Annotated in this window: 11 protein-coding genes; 8 read left to right on the forward strand and 3 right to left on the reverse strand. The window is 34.5% G+C overall.

From position 1 onward, the window contains the following. Positions 1–22: 22 nt before the first annotated feature. The 5 genes from ACNQF9_RS10775 (at position 23) to ACNQF9_RS10795 (ending at position 4,109) form a co-directional block, all read left to right on the forward strand. On the forward strand, positions 23–844 hold the full coding sequence (locus tag ACNQF9_RS10775; protein ID WP_417959420.1) for an alpha/beta hydrolase: 822 nt from the start codon (positions 23–25) through the stop codon (positions 842–844). Positions 845–894: 50 nt separating this feature from the next. Beyond that, the gene (locus ACNQF9_RS10780; protein ID WP_417959419.1) at positions 895–1,905 is read left to right on the forward strand and encodes a dipeptide epimerase; all 1,011 of its coding nucleotides are present in this window, start codon (positions 895–897) and stop codon (positions 1,903–1,905) included. A 6-nt stretch (positions 1,906–1,911) separates the two neighbouring features. Next, positions 1,912–2,946, forward strand: a complete 1,035-nt coding sequence (locus ACNQF9_RS10785) for an aminotransferase class I/II-fold pyridoxal phosphate-dependent enzyme (protein ID WP_417959418.1) — start codon at positions 1,912–1,914, stop codon at positions 2,944–2,946. A 58-nt stretch (positions 2,947–3,004) separates the two neighbouring features. Beyond that, a complete protein-coding gene (locus tag ACNQF9_RS10790; RefSeq protein ID WP_417960382.1) occupies positions 3,005–3,472 on the forward strand; it encodes a DUF1456 family protein in 468 nt (155 codons plus the stop codon). Positions 3,473–3,587: 115 nt separating this feature from the next. Continuing rightward, positions 3,588–4,109, forward strand: a complete 522-nt coding sequence (locus tag ACNQF9_RS10795; protein ID WP_417959417.1) for a hypothetical protein — start codon at positions 3,588–3,590, stop codon at positions 4,107–4,109. Between the two features lie 31 nt (positions 4,110–4,140). Here the strand turns inward: ACNQF9_RS10795 and ACNQF9_RS10800 are convergent, their stop codons facing one another. Then, positions 4,141–5,706 carry a protein adenylyltransferase SelO gene (locus ACNQF9_RS10800; RefSeq protein WP_417959416.1) on the reverse strand — a complete coding sequence of 522 codons (1,566 nt, stop codon included), beginning with the start codon at positions 5,704–5,706 and terminating at the stop codon, positions 4,141–4,143. Between the two features lie 227 nt (positions 5,707–5,933). After that, positions 5,934–7,127, reverse strand: coding sequence for an ADP-forming succinate--CoA ligase subunit beta (gene sucC, locus ACNQF9_RS10805; RefSeq protein ID WP_417959415.1), 1,194 nt, complete (start codon positions 7,125–7,127; stop codon positions 5,934–5,936). A gap of 429 nt (positions 7,128–7,556) precedes the next feature. On the opposite strand from sucC, the gene gltB reads away from it, so the two are divergent. The 3 genes from gltB (at position 7,557) to lysA (ending at position 14,920) form a co-directional block, all read left to right on the forward strand. Further along, a complete protein-coding gene (gene gltB / locus ACNQF9_RS10810; RefSeq protein ID WP_417959414.1) occupies positions 7,557–12,074 on the forward strand; it encodes a glutamate synthase large subunit in 4,518 nt (1,505 codons plus the stop codon). A gap of 2 nt (positions 12,075–12,076) precedes the next feature. Continuing rightward, positions 12,077–13,531 (forward strand): glutamate synthase subunit beta, encoded by a 1,455-nt coding sequence (locus ACNQF9_RS10815; protein ID WP_417959413.1) that lies wholly within the window; start codon positions 12,077–12,079, stop codon positions 13,529–13,531. A 168-nt stretch (positions 13,532–13,699) separates the two neighbouring features. Next, positions 13,700–14,920, forward strand: coding sequence for a diaminopimelate decarboxylase (gene lysA / locus ACNQF9_RS10820; protein ID WP_417959412.1), 1,221 nt, complete (start codon positions 13,700–13,702; stop codon positions 14,918–14,920). 60 nt (positions 14,921–14,980) lie between these two features. Here lysA and pafA read toward each other — a convergent pair whose 3' ends face one another. Then, positions 14,981–16,597, reverse strand: coding sequence for an alkaline phosphatase PafA (gene pafA / locus ACNQF9_RS10825; RefSeq protein ID WP_417959411.1), 1,617 nt, complete (start codon positions 16,595–16,597; stop codon positions 14,981–14,983). Positions 16,598–16,849 lie beyond the last annotated feature (252 nt).

Genomic DNA, 16,849 nt, shown 5'->3' on the forward strand with positions numbered 1-16,849 from the left:
AATCAAAACACAAAAACTAATAATGATTCGATCACAGCTCCTACTGCTCGTCTGCTGTTTTATACTTACAAAAACAACTGCTCAGGACTCTAAACAGCCAAGAGAAAGCACTGCTTCAAAACAAGTTTCCACATTTACTATTGAAGCGCCACAACTACAAACCGTCAAGAAAATCTGGATTTATTTACCGGAAAATTATTTAACCTCCAAAAAGAAATTTTCAGTAATTTACATGCATGATGCTCAAAATTTATTTGATGCTAAAACATCCTATTCGGGTGAATGGAATGTGGATGAAAAATTGGACAGCCTCAAAGCACAAGTTATTGTCGTAGGAATCGAACATGGTAATGATAAGCGAATTGAGGAGTTAACACCCTACAAAAATCAAAAATACGGAGGAGGCAATGCGGATAATTATTTAGAATTTATCGTAAAAACTCTTAAACCTCAAATTGATAAAAGCTACAGAACCAAAAGCAAAAAGAAAAACACTATTATCATGGGAAGTTCTCTGGGCGGACTTACTTCTTACTATGCAGTCTTAAAATACCCAGAAATATTTGGAAAAGCAGGTGTGTTTTCACCTTCGTTCTGGTACAGTAAAGACATTTACAATCTGACTGAAAAATCCAAAAAGATAGAGTCTAAAATCTATTTCCTATGTGGAGATAATGAAAGTGATGATATGGTTTCGGATTTGAACAAAATGGAATATTTAATAAATTCAAATAGATGTTACTGCCTTCATTTGAATGAAAAAAAAATTATAAAAGGCGGACAACACAATGAAAAATTATGGCGTGATAATTTTACAAAAGCGATTTTATGGCTTGGTTATTAAATCGCCCTTTTAAAGAAACTCATTAATTTTAAGTGCAAAATCAAATTCAAATGAAACTAATCTTAAGAGAATACAACCTCAAATTAAAACACACCTTCACGATTTCGAGAGAATCCATAGACTTTCAACCTTCTTTGATTGTGGAATTGCAGTGTGATGGGTTCTCCGGTTTTGGAGAAGCTACCTCAAATCCGTATTACAAGACAACTGTTCCTATGATGATGCAGGATTTAGAAAAAATTCGCACTATAATTGAAAACACTACAGATGAAGCACCTGAAGAATTTTGGGCAAAAATACATCCTTTTTTAAAAGACGATATGTTTGCATTGTGCGCTTTGGACATGGCATACAATGATTTCTACGCGCGTAAAAAAGGAAAGAGATTATATGAATTGTGGAATTATACCCTCGATAAAAATCCCTTGACCGATTATACCATTGGAATTGCTTCCATTGAAAAAATGATTGAAAAAATGAAAGAATTGCCTTGGCCTATTTATAAAATAAAATTAGGAACCAAAGAAGATATTGCCATTGTAACTGAACTTCGAAAACACACGAATGCTATTTTTAGAATCGACGCTAATTGTGGTTGGGGCGTGGAAGAAACTATAAATAATGCTGTTGAACTAAAAAAACTGGGGGTAGAATTCCTGGAACAACCCATGAAAGCAGACCATTGGGAAGGACACAAAGAAGTTTTCAAACATTCAGTTTTACCAATAATTGCGGACGAAAGTTGTATCATAGAAGAAGATGTCACTAAATGCCACGAGCATTTTCATGGTGTAAATATAAAATTAGTAAAATGTGGCGGATTAACTCCTGGAAGACGAATGATTCAGGAAGCTAAAAAATTAGGTTTAAAAACCATGGTGGGCTGTATGACTGAATCGACAGTAGGAATATCTGCAATTGCCCATTTATTGCCCCAATTGGATTATGTAGATATGGATGGCGCATTACTTTTGGCAGAAGATATTGCAACTGGCGTAACAATCGATTTTGGAAAAATAAACTATTCTAAAATCAATGGAACTGGTGTAACTCTAATGTAATTTTAAATGAAAGTCAACCAATTTCCAGATCGAATAATTGAAATCGAAAATGAAGAATATCTTTATTTTGGAGGAACAGCTTATTTGGGTTTACCAACACATCCAGAATTTCAAAAACTGCTTATCAAAAATATTTTGCAATGGGGAACGGCTTACGGAAGTTCTAGAAATGCAAACATTCAGCTAACCGCTTATGAAAACGGAGAACGCTTTTTAGCCAATTTTATCAGAGCAGAGGTTGCACTTACACTTTCTTCAGGAATGTTAGCGGGTAAATTAGTAATTGAAGCAGTAACACCTGAAACGGATTGCTTTTTTCATTTTCCAGATACGCATACTGCGATAAAAGTACCTAAAAGTCTTCCTGTTTATATTGGAAACCAATTAAATCCGCGTTTGTTGGATGCTGCAACTGAAAAAATCACTATTCTAACTGATTCGGTTCCCTCTTTTCATGTAAAACCAATCGATCTTACAATTCTGAATTCGATACCGTCTAATAAAGAAATTACGGTGATCATTGACGAATCACATTCGCTTGGAATTTTGGGCACAAATGGATCTGGGACTTATTCGACAATCAATTTTCCTACTATTAAAAGAAAAATCATGGTGGCGTCTTTAGGGAAAGCTTTCGGATTGACTGGTGGTCTAATTGCCAGCGATTCCGAATTTATTAATCAAATAATGACTTCTGATACATTTGCGTCCAGTGCCGGCATGAACCCTGCATTTGTTCAAACTATGGCTGATGCATCAGCGCTCTATTTACAACAGCATCAAAAATTAAAAGACAATTTGAACTACATTGATACTCATTTAATTAAAAATACATCCATTCATTTTGATCCTAATTATCCACTAATCTACATAGGAATTGAAGGGATTAATGCTGTTTTCATTGCTAATAAAATCATTGTAACTAATTTTAAATATCCAAACAGAGACGCTAAGGATTTAAATAGAATTGTAATTACTGCTAATCACGAAAAAGAAGATTTGGATAAAATAATTCGTCTTCTAAACCAATACCAATTCTAAATCTAAAATTGTGGTCCAATTACTTTTTAACCGTACCTTTGTATAAAATTAGAATATGATGACAAATAACGATATCTTTAAAAAACTTCGCGTGGCATTAATGTTGCGAGACGATCAAATAGTTGAAATATTAGAATTAGTAGATTTTAGAATCACTAAATCCGAATTGGGCGCTTTTTTTCGTGATGAAAAACATGAAAATTATATGGAATGTGGTGACCAAGTGTTGCGTAATTTCCTAAATGCATTAGTAATTCACTTGCGTGGAACGAAAGAAAATCCAAAAAACCCAAACGATGTTTTAGCCAAACACAAAGCTCAAATTCCTGTTAAAGAAGGAACTTCTGAAAGAGCAGAATTCAAAGCAAAACCAAGAGACGAAGAGCAGTCAAGAGGTGACGAAAGTCCTTCAAAATCGAAGCCTGCGGCTAAGAAACCGTTCAAAAAACAATTTTCAAAAGGAGCTCCAAAAGTTCAAATAGTGGAGAAAGTGAAATTTAATTTCGGAAAAAATAAAAAATCGTAAAGAATAAAGATGCACTGTAGTGCCTCGCTACTATAAATCAAAAAAATCCTGTTTGCCGCGGCGAATAGGATTTTTTTGTATATTTATTTATCATTACTATTTTATCCCTTGAAACATGAAATGTATTATAACCTTCATCATATTACTTTTTACTACCTTATTTTTTGGACGGAATAACAAAGCTGAAGAACCTGCAGTATTTATTGATTCCAATTTAGTTGCAAGAAATGCACTTGCCTATATCGACCAAAATGAAATAGAATCTGTAAATGTTATCAAAAAGGACACCACAATAAATGAAGTTTTATATCATGGCCAACTGTACATTACTTCCAAAAACCCTAAGAAATATGATTTCATAAGTTTGGATCTAATTAAATCTGAATTTACCAAAATCAAAAGTAATGATGTCGTATATATGATAAATGGAGCATTTATAAAAGATAATATTGAAACTTTCAAATTAGACCGGAACTATATTTTAGCAGTTGAAGTCACTAATTCAGAAACATTTTATAACTTAAGAAAGAGTGATACCAAATTTGACATCATTAATGTCTTGGGTAAAACCAAAGAAAACATAGAAGCTAAAAACAAGATTTTAATAAGAGGTCATGAAGCAATTGGTATTAAATAGCTTCTATTTTTTAATAGTCTTTAAATCCAATTTAAGAACTACAGCTTAACATCGAACATCCTACTTTATCTCTAGCCCAATCCGGTCTTTTGGCAAACCATTTTTGAAAACTAGGTTGTTCGCCATACGGATTTTTAAGCATTTCAAATAATTCGTTTAGCAAAGAATAATTTCCTTTATCCGCGTCATCAATACACAACTGCGCCATGTAATTTCGCAATACGTATTTTGGATTCACGTTATTCATTTGACCTTTTCTTTCAGAATCCGAAAGTGTTTCTTTATTGATTCGAATACTGTATTTCTTAAACCAATCGTGCCACTCTTTCAAGATCGTTTCATTTAAATCCTTTTCATTATAAAAGGCGTCTTTGATGGTGTTGAAAGCGGTTATTGTGGTATCTTTTTTAGTAATATTACTAAGATTTCTAAAGAAAATTGTCATATCCGTTTCTACTCTTTCCAACAATTGAGTCAAACTCTGAATCAAAACTACATCTTGTTCTTTTTTGATTTGGAATCCGAGCTTATTTCGCATCATATTCAAATACTCCTTTTCGTAATCAGTACTAAAAGTATCTAATATAGCCTCCAGCGGTTTCGCTTCCAGAATTAAGGGATACAATGCATTCGCTAATTGATACAAATTCCACAGCGCAATTTCTGGTTGATTACCAAAACGGTATCTTTTATGTTGGCTATCCGTTGTATTAGGCGTCCAAGTGGAATTGTAGTCTTCTAACCAACCGTAAGGTCCGTAATCAATGGTAATACCGTGAATTGACATATTATCCGTATTCATTACTCCATGAACAAAACCAACGCGTTGCCAGTGTACAATCATGTTCAGCGTAGTCTGAGTAACTTCTTTAAAAAAAGCCAGATATTTTTCGACACCCTCTTTTTTAATATGGGGAAAATGATGTTTAATGGTGAAATCGGCTAATAATTTGAGATTTATATGGTCATCCCGGGAAGCAAATAATTCGAAACTTCCAAAACGGATAAAAGATGGAGCCACTCTACAAACGATAGCGCCTTTTTCATAAGCAGGATTCCCATTGTACATTACATCACGCAATACCTGATCTCCAGAAAGCATTAGCGAAAGCGAACGCGTGGTAGGAACACCTAAATAATGCATCGCTTCAGCACATAAATGCTCTCTAATGGAAGAACGTAAAACGGCAAAACCATCTGCTGTACGCGAATATGGTGTTGGTCCTGCTCCTTTTAGTTGCAAAGTGTATGCTTTATTATCATGAACTACTTCGGTAAGATTAATCGCACGACCGTCTCCTAATTGCCCTGCCCAATTCCCAAATTGATGTCCGGCATAACACAAGGCATAGGGCTTTGTTTCTGGATAAACGGTGCTTCCTGAGAAAGTATTTAAAAAATCCTCAGAAAGTATATCTTCATCCGTAAGGCCAATAGCATTAGCGACTTCAACCGAAGCATGAATTAGGGAAGGATTCGAAGGCTGTTTTGGTACTACATAAGAAAAACAAGCTTGCTCAACCTGTCTCGGAGTATTGATCTCACTTGGGTCAGCGGGTAATTCTGCGGTAAAATTATTTTGTATATGAAGTTTCATTTCGTAACAGATTACTTTAAACTAAAAAAATTAATAGTAGCACACAGTAAAGGTATTCGATATGGCACACATAATTGAATTCTTATGATAACTTTAATTTATTACCAAAATCCTTTTGCTTATAAAAATCTAAAAACTACAAGCACAGTATTATCAACAGTGTACGTATATGGCACAAAAAAATCCTGAGCTTTCACTCAGGATTTTAATATATAACTATTTTCTAATTAAGAAAGTGCCGCTTTTACTTGATCAGCTGCTTCTTGAAATTCAACAGCAGATAAAATTGGCATTCCAGAATTATCAATTAATTCTTTTGCAATAGCAGCATTTGTGCCTTGTAAACGAACAATGATTGGTACTTTAATTGCATCACCCATATTTTTGTAAGCATCAACAACTCCTTGCGCCACACGGTCACAACGAACGATCCCTCCAAAAATATTAATCAAAATTGCTTTTACGTTTGGATCTTTTAAGATAATACGGAAAGCCGTTTCAACACGTTTTGCATCAGCAGTTCCCCCTACGTCAAGGAAGTTAGCCGGTTCAAAACCAGCATATTTGATTAAATCCATAGTTGCCATAGCTAAACCAGCCCCATTCACCATACATCCTACTGTACCGTCAAGATCAACATAGTTTAAACCAACTTCTTTTGCTTCAACTTCGATTGGATTTTCCTCACGAATATCACGCATATCAGCATATTTCTTTTGTCTGTATAAAGCATTATCATCAATATTTACTTTAGCATCTACAGCCATAATTTTATTGTCAGATGTTTTTAAAACCGGGTTGATTTCAAACATCGAAGCATCTGATCCAATGTAAGCGTTGTATAAAGAATCGATAAATTTTACCATTTCTTTGAAAGCGTTTCCAGAAAGACCTAAGTTAAAAGCAATTCTTCTTGCTTGAAAACCTTGTAATCCAACAGAAGGGTCAATTTCTTCGGTGAAAATTAAATGTGGTGTATGCTCAGCAACTTCTTCAATATCCATTCCACCTTCTGTAGAATACATAATCATATTACGACCAGTAGCTCTATTTAATAAAACAGAAACATAAAACTCAGAAGTTTCACTTTCACCAGGATAATAGACATCTTCAGCAATTAAAACTTTGTGCACTTTTTTACCTTCAGCAGAAGTTTGAGGTGTTACCAATTGCATTCCGATGATTTGTGTTGCAATTTCTTCTACTTGTTGTAAATTTTTAGCAAGTTTCACTCCACCGCCTTTTCCACGTCCACCTGCATGAACTTGGGCTTTTACTACATACCAACTTGTACCTGTTTCGGTAGTTAATTGTTTTGCAGCAGCAACCGCTTCTACTGGGCTGTTAGCAACGATTCCGCGTTGAATGCGAACTCCATAGCTAGCTAAAATTTCTTTTCCTTGATATTCGTGTATGTTCATAATATAGAATTTGTCTGGTTTCTGAATTTATTTCAGAATAAAAGTGGGACAAAAATAGCAAAATTCATCTTAATAGAGAAATCTTTTTATATTTAAAAACAAGATAATGATACCTAGTATACAATTAAAAATTGCCTTTCTGTTTTAAATTCAGTTCATGAAATGATAATAAGGACAGTTTTAGAATTAAAAAACCACTATAACGATTGAATTAATCTTGCTCAGCACACTAATTTCAAAGGATTAGTGCTATTTCTTACATTATAAAAAAGGTTAATTATCGATTTATCAATTCCAATAAGCTTAAATTACTTAATTATCATTTACCAAACGTTTTTATAATTTTACTACAAAAATACAATCGTTAACACCAAAACAATGAATTATATTCAATGAAATCTTTATTTTTGTATAAAAAAAACATTGAGCATGAAAGTTAAAGCACAAGGCCTTTATTTGCCAGAATTTGAACATGACAATTGCGGAGCTGGTTTTATTTGCAATTTGAATGGAATAAAATCAAACGATATTATACACAAAGCATTAGATATTTTAATCAAATTAGAACATCGAGGTGCCGTAAGTTCCGATGGTAGAACTGGAGATGGAGCAGGAATATTATTTGATATCCCCCATACTTTTTTTAAAAAAGTGTGCGATTTTGAAATCCCAGAAACAAAACAATACGCCGTAGGAATGGTTTTTATGCCAAGAAGCAAAAACCAAGTTGTTTTTTGTAAAACTACTTTTGAAACTTGCATCCGCAATCAAAATTTAGAAATACTAGGATGGAGAGACGTCCCGGTCGATGCTACAAATTTAGGACGAATTGCTGGCGAGAAAGAACCCACAGTCAAACAAGTATTTGTAGGCAAAAATGGACTAGAACTTACGGAACAACAATTTAATGCAAAAATGTTTGCTGCAAGAAAAATTGCAGAACATACCATCCGAAATTCAAGAATATCGGAGAGTCACATGTTCTATTTTTCAAGTTTCTCTACAACAACCGTAATTTACAAAGGTTTATTAATGCCCGAAGACATCAGCAGATACTACACTGATTTGTTAGATGATGATTTAGTAACCAGATTAGCCTTAGTTCACCAACGTTTTTCTACTAACACCTTCCCTTCTTGGGAATTAGCACAGCCATTTCGTTACATGTGTCACAACGGAGAAATTAACACACTCCGTGGTAACATTAGCCGTATGCGTGCCCGCGAAGAATTAATGAAAAGTGATGTTTTTGGTGATGATATCAAAAAATTATTTCCAATTATTTTAGAAGGGAAATCAGATTCTGCTTCTATGGATATGGTAATCGAACTGTTATTGATGACGGGGCGTTCTCTACCGGAAGCCATGATGATGGTTGTTCCCGAAGCGTGGGAAAAACACCAAACCATGTCAGCCGACAAAAAAGCATTTTATGAATACAATGCTTGTATCATGGAACCGTGGGATGGCCCAGCTTCTATTCCTTTTACAGATGGTAACGTTATTGGTGCATTATTGGACCGAAATGGATTGCGTCCATCCCGATATACATTAACAAAAAGTGGTTTTGTAATTATGTCCTCAGAGATTGGTGTTCTTGATATTAAACCTGAAGATGTGATTCAACACGGTCGATTGGAACCTGGAAAAATGTTTCTTGTGGATATGAATGAAGGTCGAATTATTGAAGATGACGAAATAAAAAATGCTATTGTTACCAAACGTCCTTATAAACAATGGCTAGATGAAAATCTAGTGCAATTAGCTCAAATACCCTATACTGACAATCTGATTCCTGTAGAAAATATTGATTTTGAAACCCGACAAAGACTCTTTGGATATACGCTAGAAGACTTAAAGACAATCATTAACCCAATGGGATCCCAAGGTGCAGAAGCGTTAAGCTCGATGGGAAATGATACTCCGTTAGCGGTTTTATCGGATCAACCCCAACTTTTATATAACTATTTCAAACAATTATTTGCTCAGGTTACCAATCCACCATTGGATGGTATTCGTGAAGAAATTATTACTGATATCAGTTTAGCCATAGGTGGCGATTATAACATCTTTGATATTGTTCCAAAACATTGCAAAAAATTAAAAATACAAAATCCCGTTATTTCAAATGAGGATTTAGATAAAATACGAAATATTGATCATGCGGATTTCAAATCGGTAACTATCTCTACATTATATGCTATTGAAAAAGGAGTAAATGGATTAGAACGCGCTCTGGAAAAAGCGGTTCAAGCGACTTTTAAAGCTGTTTCAGAAGGATGCAATATTGTAATCATATCTGATAGAGGAGTTAGCGAAAAAATGGCTCCAATACCCATGCTATTGGCTTGTTCCTATATTCATCATTCCCTAAATATTCTCAAAGTTCGTTCTAAATTTGGCATCATAATAGAGTCTGCAGAACCTCGCGAACCGCATCATTTTGCCTTATTATTTGGTTATGGTGCAAGTGCAATAAATCCTTACATGGTCAATGAAATTATTCATGACCAAGTTAATCAAGGTTTTATTACTGGTATAAAAGCGGATTATGCCATTAAAAATTATAATAAAGCCATTGCAAAAGGGATACTTAAAATCATGAATAAGATTGGCATCTCTACGCTACATTCGTACCGAGCGGCTCAGATTTTTGAAATTTTAGGATTAAATAAAACATTCACTTATAAATATTTTCCGTATACCCCTTCCAGAATTGAAGGAATTGGTCTTATGGAAGTCGAAAAAGAAATTAAGAAAAGATACCAAAAAGCATTTCCAAATTCAAAAGTAAGCAATTTATTGCCTTTGGAAATTGGAGGTATTTACAGGTGGAGAAGATCGGGAGAAAAACACATGTTTAACCCAACAACGATTGCTAAACTCCAACAAGCAGTACGTTTGAACAGTCCTGAAAGTTACAAGGAATACGCTACTATGGTCAATGATCAAAGCGAAAACCTAATGACAATTAGAGGCTTATTTGAATTTAACAACTTAGATCCTATCCCAATTGACGAAGTGGAACCTTGGACTGAGATTGTAAAAAAATTCAAAACTGGCGCCATGTCCTATGGATCTATCAGTCAGGAAGCCCACGAAAATCTAGCGATTGCGATGAATCGAATTGGCGGTAAAAGTAATTCTGGAGAAGGTGGAGAAGATTCTAACCGTTTCCAAAAAGACATAAATGGTGATTCTAGAAACAGTGCTATTAAACAAGTCGCTTCAGGACGATTTGGTGTATCTATCAATTATTTGACAAATGCCAAAGAGATTCAAATAAAAATGGCTCAAGGAGCAAAACCTGGAGAAGGAGGTCAATTACCCGGGGAAAAAGTCGTGCCTTGGATAGCTGCGGTGAGAAACTCAACACCTTATGTTGGACTAATTTCGCCTCCGCCACATCACGATATTTACTCCATTGAAGATTTATCACAATTGATTTTTGATTTAAAAAATGCCAATCGTGAAGCACGTATTAATGTTAAATTAGTCTCTGAAGTTGGTGTTGGAACAATCGCTGCCGGTGTTGCTAAAGCAAAAGCCGATGTGATTTTGATTTCAGGATACGACGGAGGAACCGGTGCTGCACCATTAACATCACTACAACATACCGGTATTCCTTGGGAACTTGGACTTGCCGAAGCACAACAAACATTAATTCTAAATGATTTAAGAAGTCGTGTCGTTTTGGAATGTGACGGACAATTAAAAACAGGACGTGATGTAGCCATTGCTGCTTTACTTGGTGCGGAAGAATTTGGTTTTGCAACAGCGCCATTAGTAGCATCAGGCTGCATTATGATGCGAGCGTGTCACTTGAATACCTGCCCAGTTGGTATTGCTACACAGGATCCTGAATTGAGAAAAAATTTCAAAGGAACACCGGAACACATCATCAACTTCATGTATTTTATAGCAGAGGAATTGAGAGCTATCATGGCACAATTAGGATTTAGAACCCTTAAAGAAATGGTAGGACAATCTCAAAAACTGAATGTCAATAAAGCCATCAAACATTATAAAGCAAGCGGATTAGACTTATCATCCATTTTATATAAACCTGAAAAAGCAAAAGAAGTTCCAAATTACAATACCACAACACAAGATCATGCTTTAGAACATGTACTAGACTTTGATATCATAAAAGCCGCTATTCCTTCTATTTATAGAAAAGAAAAAACAAGAGTTATTTTTAATATTAAAAATACAGATCGTTCTGTTGGTGCGATATTGAGTAATGAAATTTCTAAAATATATGGCGCCCAAGGGTTGCCTGAGGATACCATATTAGTTGATTTCACTGGTTCTGCCGGACAAAGTTTTGGTGCTTTTGCTACCAATGGTTTATCCTTTAAAATACATGGAAACTGTAATGATTATTTAGGAAAAGGCCTTTCTGGAGCTAAATTAATTATCAAAGTCCCTCCTACTGCCACTTTCAAGCCAGAAGAAAATATTATTATTGGTAATGTTGCCCTTTATGGTGCAATCACCGGTGAAGCCTATATCAATGGAATGGCTGGTGAACGTTTTTGCGTTAGAAATTCTGGAGCAACAGCAGTAGTGGAAGGAATTGGAGATCATGGATGCGAATATATGACTGGAGGAACTGTAGTAGTTCTTGGAAAAACAGGAAGAAATTTTGCCGCAGGAATGAGTGGTGGGATTGCTTATCTCTTTGATCCAAATAAAAAATTCGATGCTACCTTATGTAATATGGAAATGGTCGCTTTTGAACCATTGGAAAAGGATGATTTCACTAAACTCAAACATCTGATAAAAAATCATTCTATGTATACCAACAGTCCTTTGGCAAAAAGGATTTTAGAAGATTGGGAAAATCAAAGCTCCCATTTCGTTAAAGTGATGCCTACAGATTACAAGAAAGCATTACAAAGATTAGCCGAAGAAAAACAAATTGAAGAACTACTAGCACTATAGTTATGGGAAAGATAGGAGGATTTAAAGAATACACGAGAACTGACGAAAGTAATGTTGCAGTTCTAGAAAGAGTATCGAATTATAATGAATTTACAATTCTGTTACCCAAAGATAAAATTAAAGAACAGGGTTCCAGATGTATGGATTGTGGAATTCCTTTTTGTCACAGTGCCTGCCCTTTGGGAAATCTAATCCCTGATTTTAACGATATGGTACATCAGGAAGAATGGGAAGGTGCCTTAAAAATCTTGCAATCGACCAATAACTTTCCTGAATTCACAGGTCGATTGTGCCCTGCTCCATGTGAAAAATCATGTGTGTTGGGAATTATAAGTGAACCAGTAGCTATTGAAAATATTGAGAAAAACATTATTGAAAGAGGTTTTGCTGAAGGCTGGATTAAACCACAACCACCTGAAGTTAGAACAGGAAAAACGGTTGCAGTTATAGGCTCTGGCCCTGCTGGTTTAGCCGCTGCACAACAATTGAATCGTGCCGGACATACCGTTACCGTTTTTGAACGTGACAATGCCATTGGCGGATTATTACGTTATGGGATTCCAAATTTCAAATTAGAAAAAGGGATTATTGATAGACGAGTGACTGTTTTAGAAGCAGAAGGAATTATTTTTAAAACAAATGTAAACGTTGGCGTAAATTACAGTGTCGAAGAATTGAACACTTTCAATTCTATCGTATTATGTGGTGGTGCAACCGACAGACGAAGTTTACCAACCAAAGGAATCGAAAGTAAAGGAGTTGTTCAAGCAATGACTTTCTTGACTCAACAAACTAAATCACTTTATGGGGAGATAATTCCCAATCAAATAATGGCAACAGGTAAAAATGTAATCGTAATTGGTGGTGGAGATACTGGTTCCGACTGTGTGGGTACCTCCAACAGGCACGGTGCAAAATCAGTTACTAATTTTGAGATTTTACCCAAACCACCCGGTGGAAGAAGTGACACTACTCCTTGGCCTTTTTGGCCATTGCAACTCAAAACATCTTCTTCACATGAAGAAGGTTGCGATAGAAACTGGTTAATCAATACTAAAGAATTTATTTCAAATGAAAGCGGCCAATTAACTGGATTGAAAACCGTTGAAGTGGCTTGGAAAACAATACCAGGACAAAGACCCGAATTGATAGAAAAAGAAGGTTCAGAGAAAATATGGCCTTGTGATTTAGCTTTATTAGCTCTAGGATTCACAGGTCCTGAAAAAACACTAAGTGACCTGTTAGGATTAGAAATTGACGCGAGAAGCAATTATAACGCGACTAATTATCAAACGAATGTACCCCATATATTTACTGCTGGTGACATGCGTAGGGGCCAATCATTAATTGTTTGGGCAATATCCGAAGGTCGTGAAGCTGCCAGAGAAGTCGATAAATACTTAATGGGTTATACCAATTTACCAACCAAAGGAAATGGCGATTTACCCAACTTATAATTTTCAATAACATTTCATAACCCTTGACAGAAAAATTTGTCGAGGGTTATTTTTTTTGTAAAAAAAGTTAATGTTTAATTTATAACTTTTTGTTAGAATTTGTTAGAATTCACTCATACACTTGTGGAACTAAATAAAGAATAATAAATTTGCACAAAATTAATAATCATGCAATCAAAAGACTTAGTACAATTAGCAGAACAATTTGGTAGTCCATTATACGTTTATGATGCCGAAAAGATCCAATCTCAATACAACAGATTAACTAAAGCTTTTGCTAAAGTAGATAAGTTACGAATCAACTATGCAATGAAAGCGTTGTCTAATGTTGCAATACTTCAGTTATTAAAAGAAATGGGGGCTGGTTTAGATACTGTTTCTATTCAAGAAGTATTGTTAGGACTTCATGCCGGCTATGAACCCGAAAAAATATTTTACACTCCAAATGGTGTTTCTCTGGAGGAAATTGAGGAAGTAAATGCAATGGGAGTTCAAATTAATATCGATAATTTATCCATTTTAGAACAGTTTGGTACTAAGCACCCTACTGTACCTGTTTGTATTCGTATTAACCCTCACGTTATGGCTGGTGGAAATGCAAATATATCTGTTGGTCATATCGATAGTAAATTTGGTATTTCCGTTCACCAATTACCTCATTTAGTACGAATTGTTGAAAATACAAAAATGAACATCGTTGGAATCCATATGCATACAGGATCTGATATTTTGGACATAGAAGTATTTCTATATGCTGCTGAAATATTATTTGATGCAGCAAAAAACTTTAAAAATCTTGAATTCCTAGACTTCGGAAGTGGATTTAAAGTACCTTATAAAAAAGACGATATCGAAACGGATATTGAAGAACTAGGTAAAAAATTATCAAAAAGATTCAAGGCCTTTTGTACTGAATATGGAAAAGAATTAACCCTAATATTTGAACCAGGTAAGTTTTTAGTAAGTGAAGCAGGTACTTTCTTGGCTAAAGTTAATGTTGTAAAACAAACGACTTCAACCGTTTTTGCAGGAATAGATAGTGGTTTTAATCATTTGATTAGACCAATGTTTTATGGCTCACAACACCATATCGAAAACATATCCCATCCGAAAGGAAAAGAACGTTTTTACTCCGTGGTAGGATACATTTGTGAAACCGATACTTTTGCAAATAATAGAAAAATAGCTGAGATAAAGGAAGGTGATGTTTTATGTTTTAGGAATGCAGGAGCCTATTGTTTCTCTATGGCGTCAAATTATAATTCAAGATACAAGCCAGCCGAAGTATTATGGATGAATGGCGAAGGACACTTAATTAGAGCTCGTGAAACTTTTGAAGATTTAATAAAAAATCAAATTCCGCTACCCGTTGCAGTAACATCACTATAAAATAAAAGTCCCATTTGTATTATCATATGGGACTTTTTATTTTAAAAATTAGCAGTACAATTAATTTTTATCGAGAAGCGTGTCAAGAACTTCAGATTCTGTTCCATTAGGAAATGGAATTTTCAACATTTGTGAAAGTGTAGGTGCAATTTGAGTAATGTATTTTTTAGCATGTAATTCGCCTTTGGGAACTTTCCAACCATAAAAAAGTAATGGAACATGAGTGTCATAACTGTTAGGAGAACCATGAGTAGTACCTGTGGCTTGATATTGCATATACCCCGCTTTATCAAGTATGACAAGTTCTCCATTTTGTTTAGGATCATATCCTCTTGAAATAAAACTTAAAAAATAATCATCTCCTGACGAACCTAAAATTTCTTCTTCAGTGTATACTCTTTTAACTTGATCTTGAGTCATCAAAAAGTCTTTGAAACTTTGTTTTACTTTCCCCAATTCTAACCCTTTTTGTTTTAGTATTACTTTATTAAAAAAAAGATTAAAGTTCGAATAATCCAATATTAAATCAACACCGAACGTTTCGTTAGAATATTTTTTTAAAGCATCAACAATATCTTTTGAAGGGATATTTTTTACATTATATTTATTATCCCTAAGGTAATTAGGATTTTCTGCCCCAGCATGATCAGCAGTTAAGAATAGTAAATAATTATCCTTACCAACTGTTTTGTCTAAATGATTTAATAATTGAGCTACTGTTTGATCTAGACGTAAATAAGTATCTTGTAACTCCATTGAGCGTGGCCCGAAAGTATGTCCAACATAATCTGTTGAAGAAAAACTAACGGTTAAAAAATCCGTGAATTCATCTTTTCCTAAATTTTCTTCTTCTATAACTTTCATAGCTAATTCTGCCAAAATATCGTTACCAAAAGGTGTAGTACGTAAAACGTCAGCCCCTTTGTCTTTATAAATCTTGCTTAAATCATAAGGAAATACAGGTGCGTTGGTTTTATCTAATTTCCCTTCATAAGGATTATCATCAGTAAGACTTTCGTTATAAGTAGCAATAGGTTTTAATAAATCCCAACCTTTATTAATGTAATTCATGTACCGTTTTTCTTGGTTGAATTTCACTACCCAATTAGGTAATGCAGAACCATAAAAAGTACTAGAAATAAAAGCACCCGTTTTGCTGTACCAAAAAGCCCAATTAGCAAAATGACCCGCTGGCAAAATAGCACCTCTATCTTTAAGGCTCATGCCAATTACTTTGCCTTTAAAATTTGTCGCCATTCGCAACTCATCTGTAATAGTAGTGCTTAATAAATTTATTGGAGACATTGCACCTTCTTTTTCAGTACCCTCTCCAATTGTTTTTACAGATGCATCATCCGTACAATACATATCTTTTCCTGTAGCTTTATTAAACCAATCATTACCAACAATGCCGTGTGTAGAAGGCGTTGTTCCAGTATAAATACTAGCATGCCCTGGAGCTGTATAAGTTGGCATATAATTGTAGTGCATGTTATGAAAGGTATAACCATTATTCATCAACTTTTTGAATCCATCAGAAGAAAAATCTTCTGAAAAACGGTATAAATATTCCATTTTCATTTGATCTACTACTATCCCAACAACCAATTTTGGGCGTTGCTGAGCTTGAAAGCTAAAAGAAATAATTAGTGCCAAAAATAAAATAATTTTTTTCATGCTGTATTTTTAAATTTATAACAAAAGTACAACATAAACTCTAAGCAAACTCCCAACTTATTTGTCCGGATAATAAATTAATCTATTCTTAACGTGATTAAGAATTATTAATTAAAAAGAGCTTTTAAGATGGACAAAAGCAGATTAGTTTGATTTAAACAATGCTCGGTAGTACTAATTGCTACTATTTAAAAAGAGGGCAAAAAAAAACCTATTCAAATAAATGAATAGGTTTCTTTAAAGAAAGGCGAC

The organism is Flavobacterium amylolyticum (assembly GCF_048284335.1).
GTDB lineage: Bacteria > Bacteroidota > Bacteroidia > Flavobacteriales > Flavobacteriaceae > Flavobacterium.

What these genes read in the sequence shown, in the direction of transcription:
- ACNQF9_RS10795 (WP_417959417.1), top strand. Translation starts at nt 3,588, where the DNA reads ATGAAATGTATTATAACCTTCATCATATTACTTTTTACTACCTTATTT.
- ACNQF9_RS10790 (WP_417960382.1), top strand. Translation starts at nt 3,005, where the DNA reads ATGACAAATAACGATATCTTTAAAAAACTTCGCGTGGCATTAATGTTG.
- gltB (WP_417959414.1), top strand. Translation starts at nt 7,557, where the DNA reads ATGAAAGTTAAAGCACAAGGCCTTTATTTGCCAGAATTTGAACATGAC.
- ACNQF9_RS10785 (WP_417959418.1), top strand. Translation starts at nt 1,912, where the DNA reads ATGAAAGTCAACCAATTTCCAGATCGAATAATTGAAATCGAAAATGAA.
- lysA (WP_417959412.1), top strand. Translation starts at nt 13,700, where the DNA reads ATGCAATCAAAAGACTTAGTACAATTAGCAGAACAATTTGGTAGTCCA.
- ACNQF9_RS10780 (WP_417959419.1), top strand. Translation starts at nt 895, where the DNA reads ATGAAACTAATCTTAAGAGAATACAACCTCAAATTAAAACACACCTTC.
- pafA (WP_417959411.1), bottom strand. Translation starts at nt 16,597, where the DNA reads ATGAAAAAAATTATTTTATTTTTGGCACTAATTATTTCTTTTAGCTTT.
- ACNQF9_RS10775 (WP_417959420.1), top strand. Translation starts at nt 23, where the DNA reads ATGATTCGATCACAGCTCCTACTGCTCGTCTGCTGTTTTATACTTACA.
- ACNQF9_RS10800 (WP_417959416.1), bottom strand. Translation starts at nt 5,706, where the DNA reads ATGAAACTTCATATACAAAATAATTTTACCGCAGAATTACCCGCTGAC.
- ACNQF9_RS10815 (WP_417959413.1), top strand. Translation starts at nt 12,077, where the DNA reads ATGGGAAAGATAGGAGGATTTAAAGAATACACGAGAACTGACGAAAGT.
- sucC (WP_417959415.1), bottom strand. Translation starts at nt 7,127, where the DNA reads ATGAACATACACGAATATCAAGGAAAAGAAATTTTAGCTAGCTATGGA.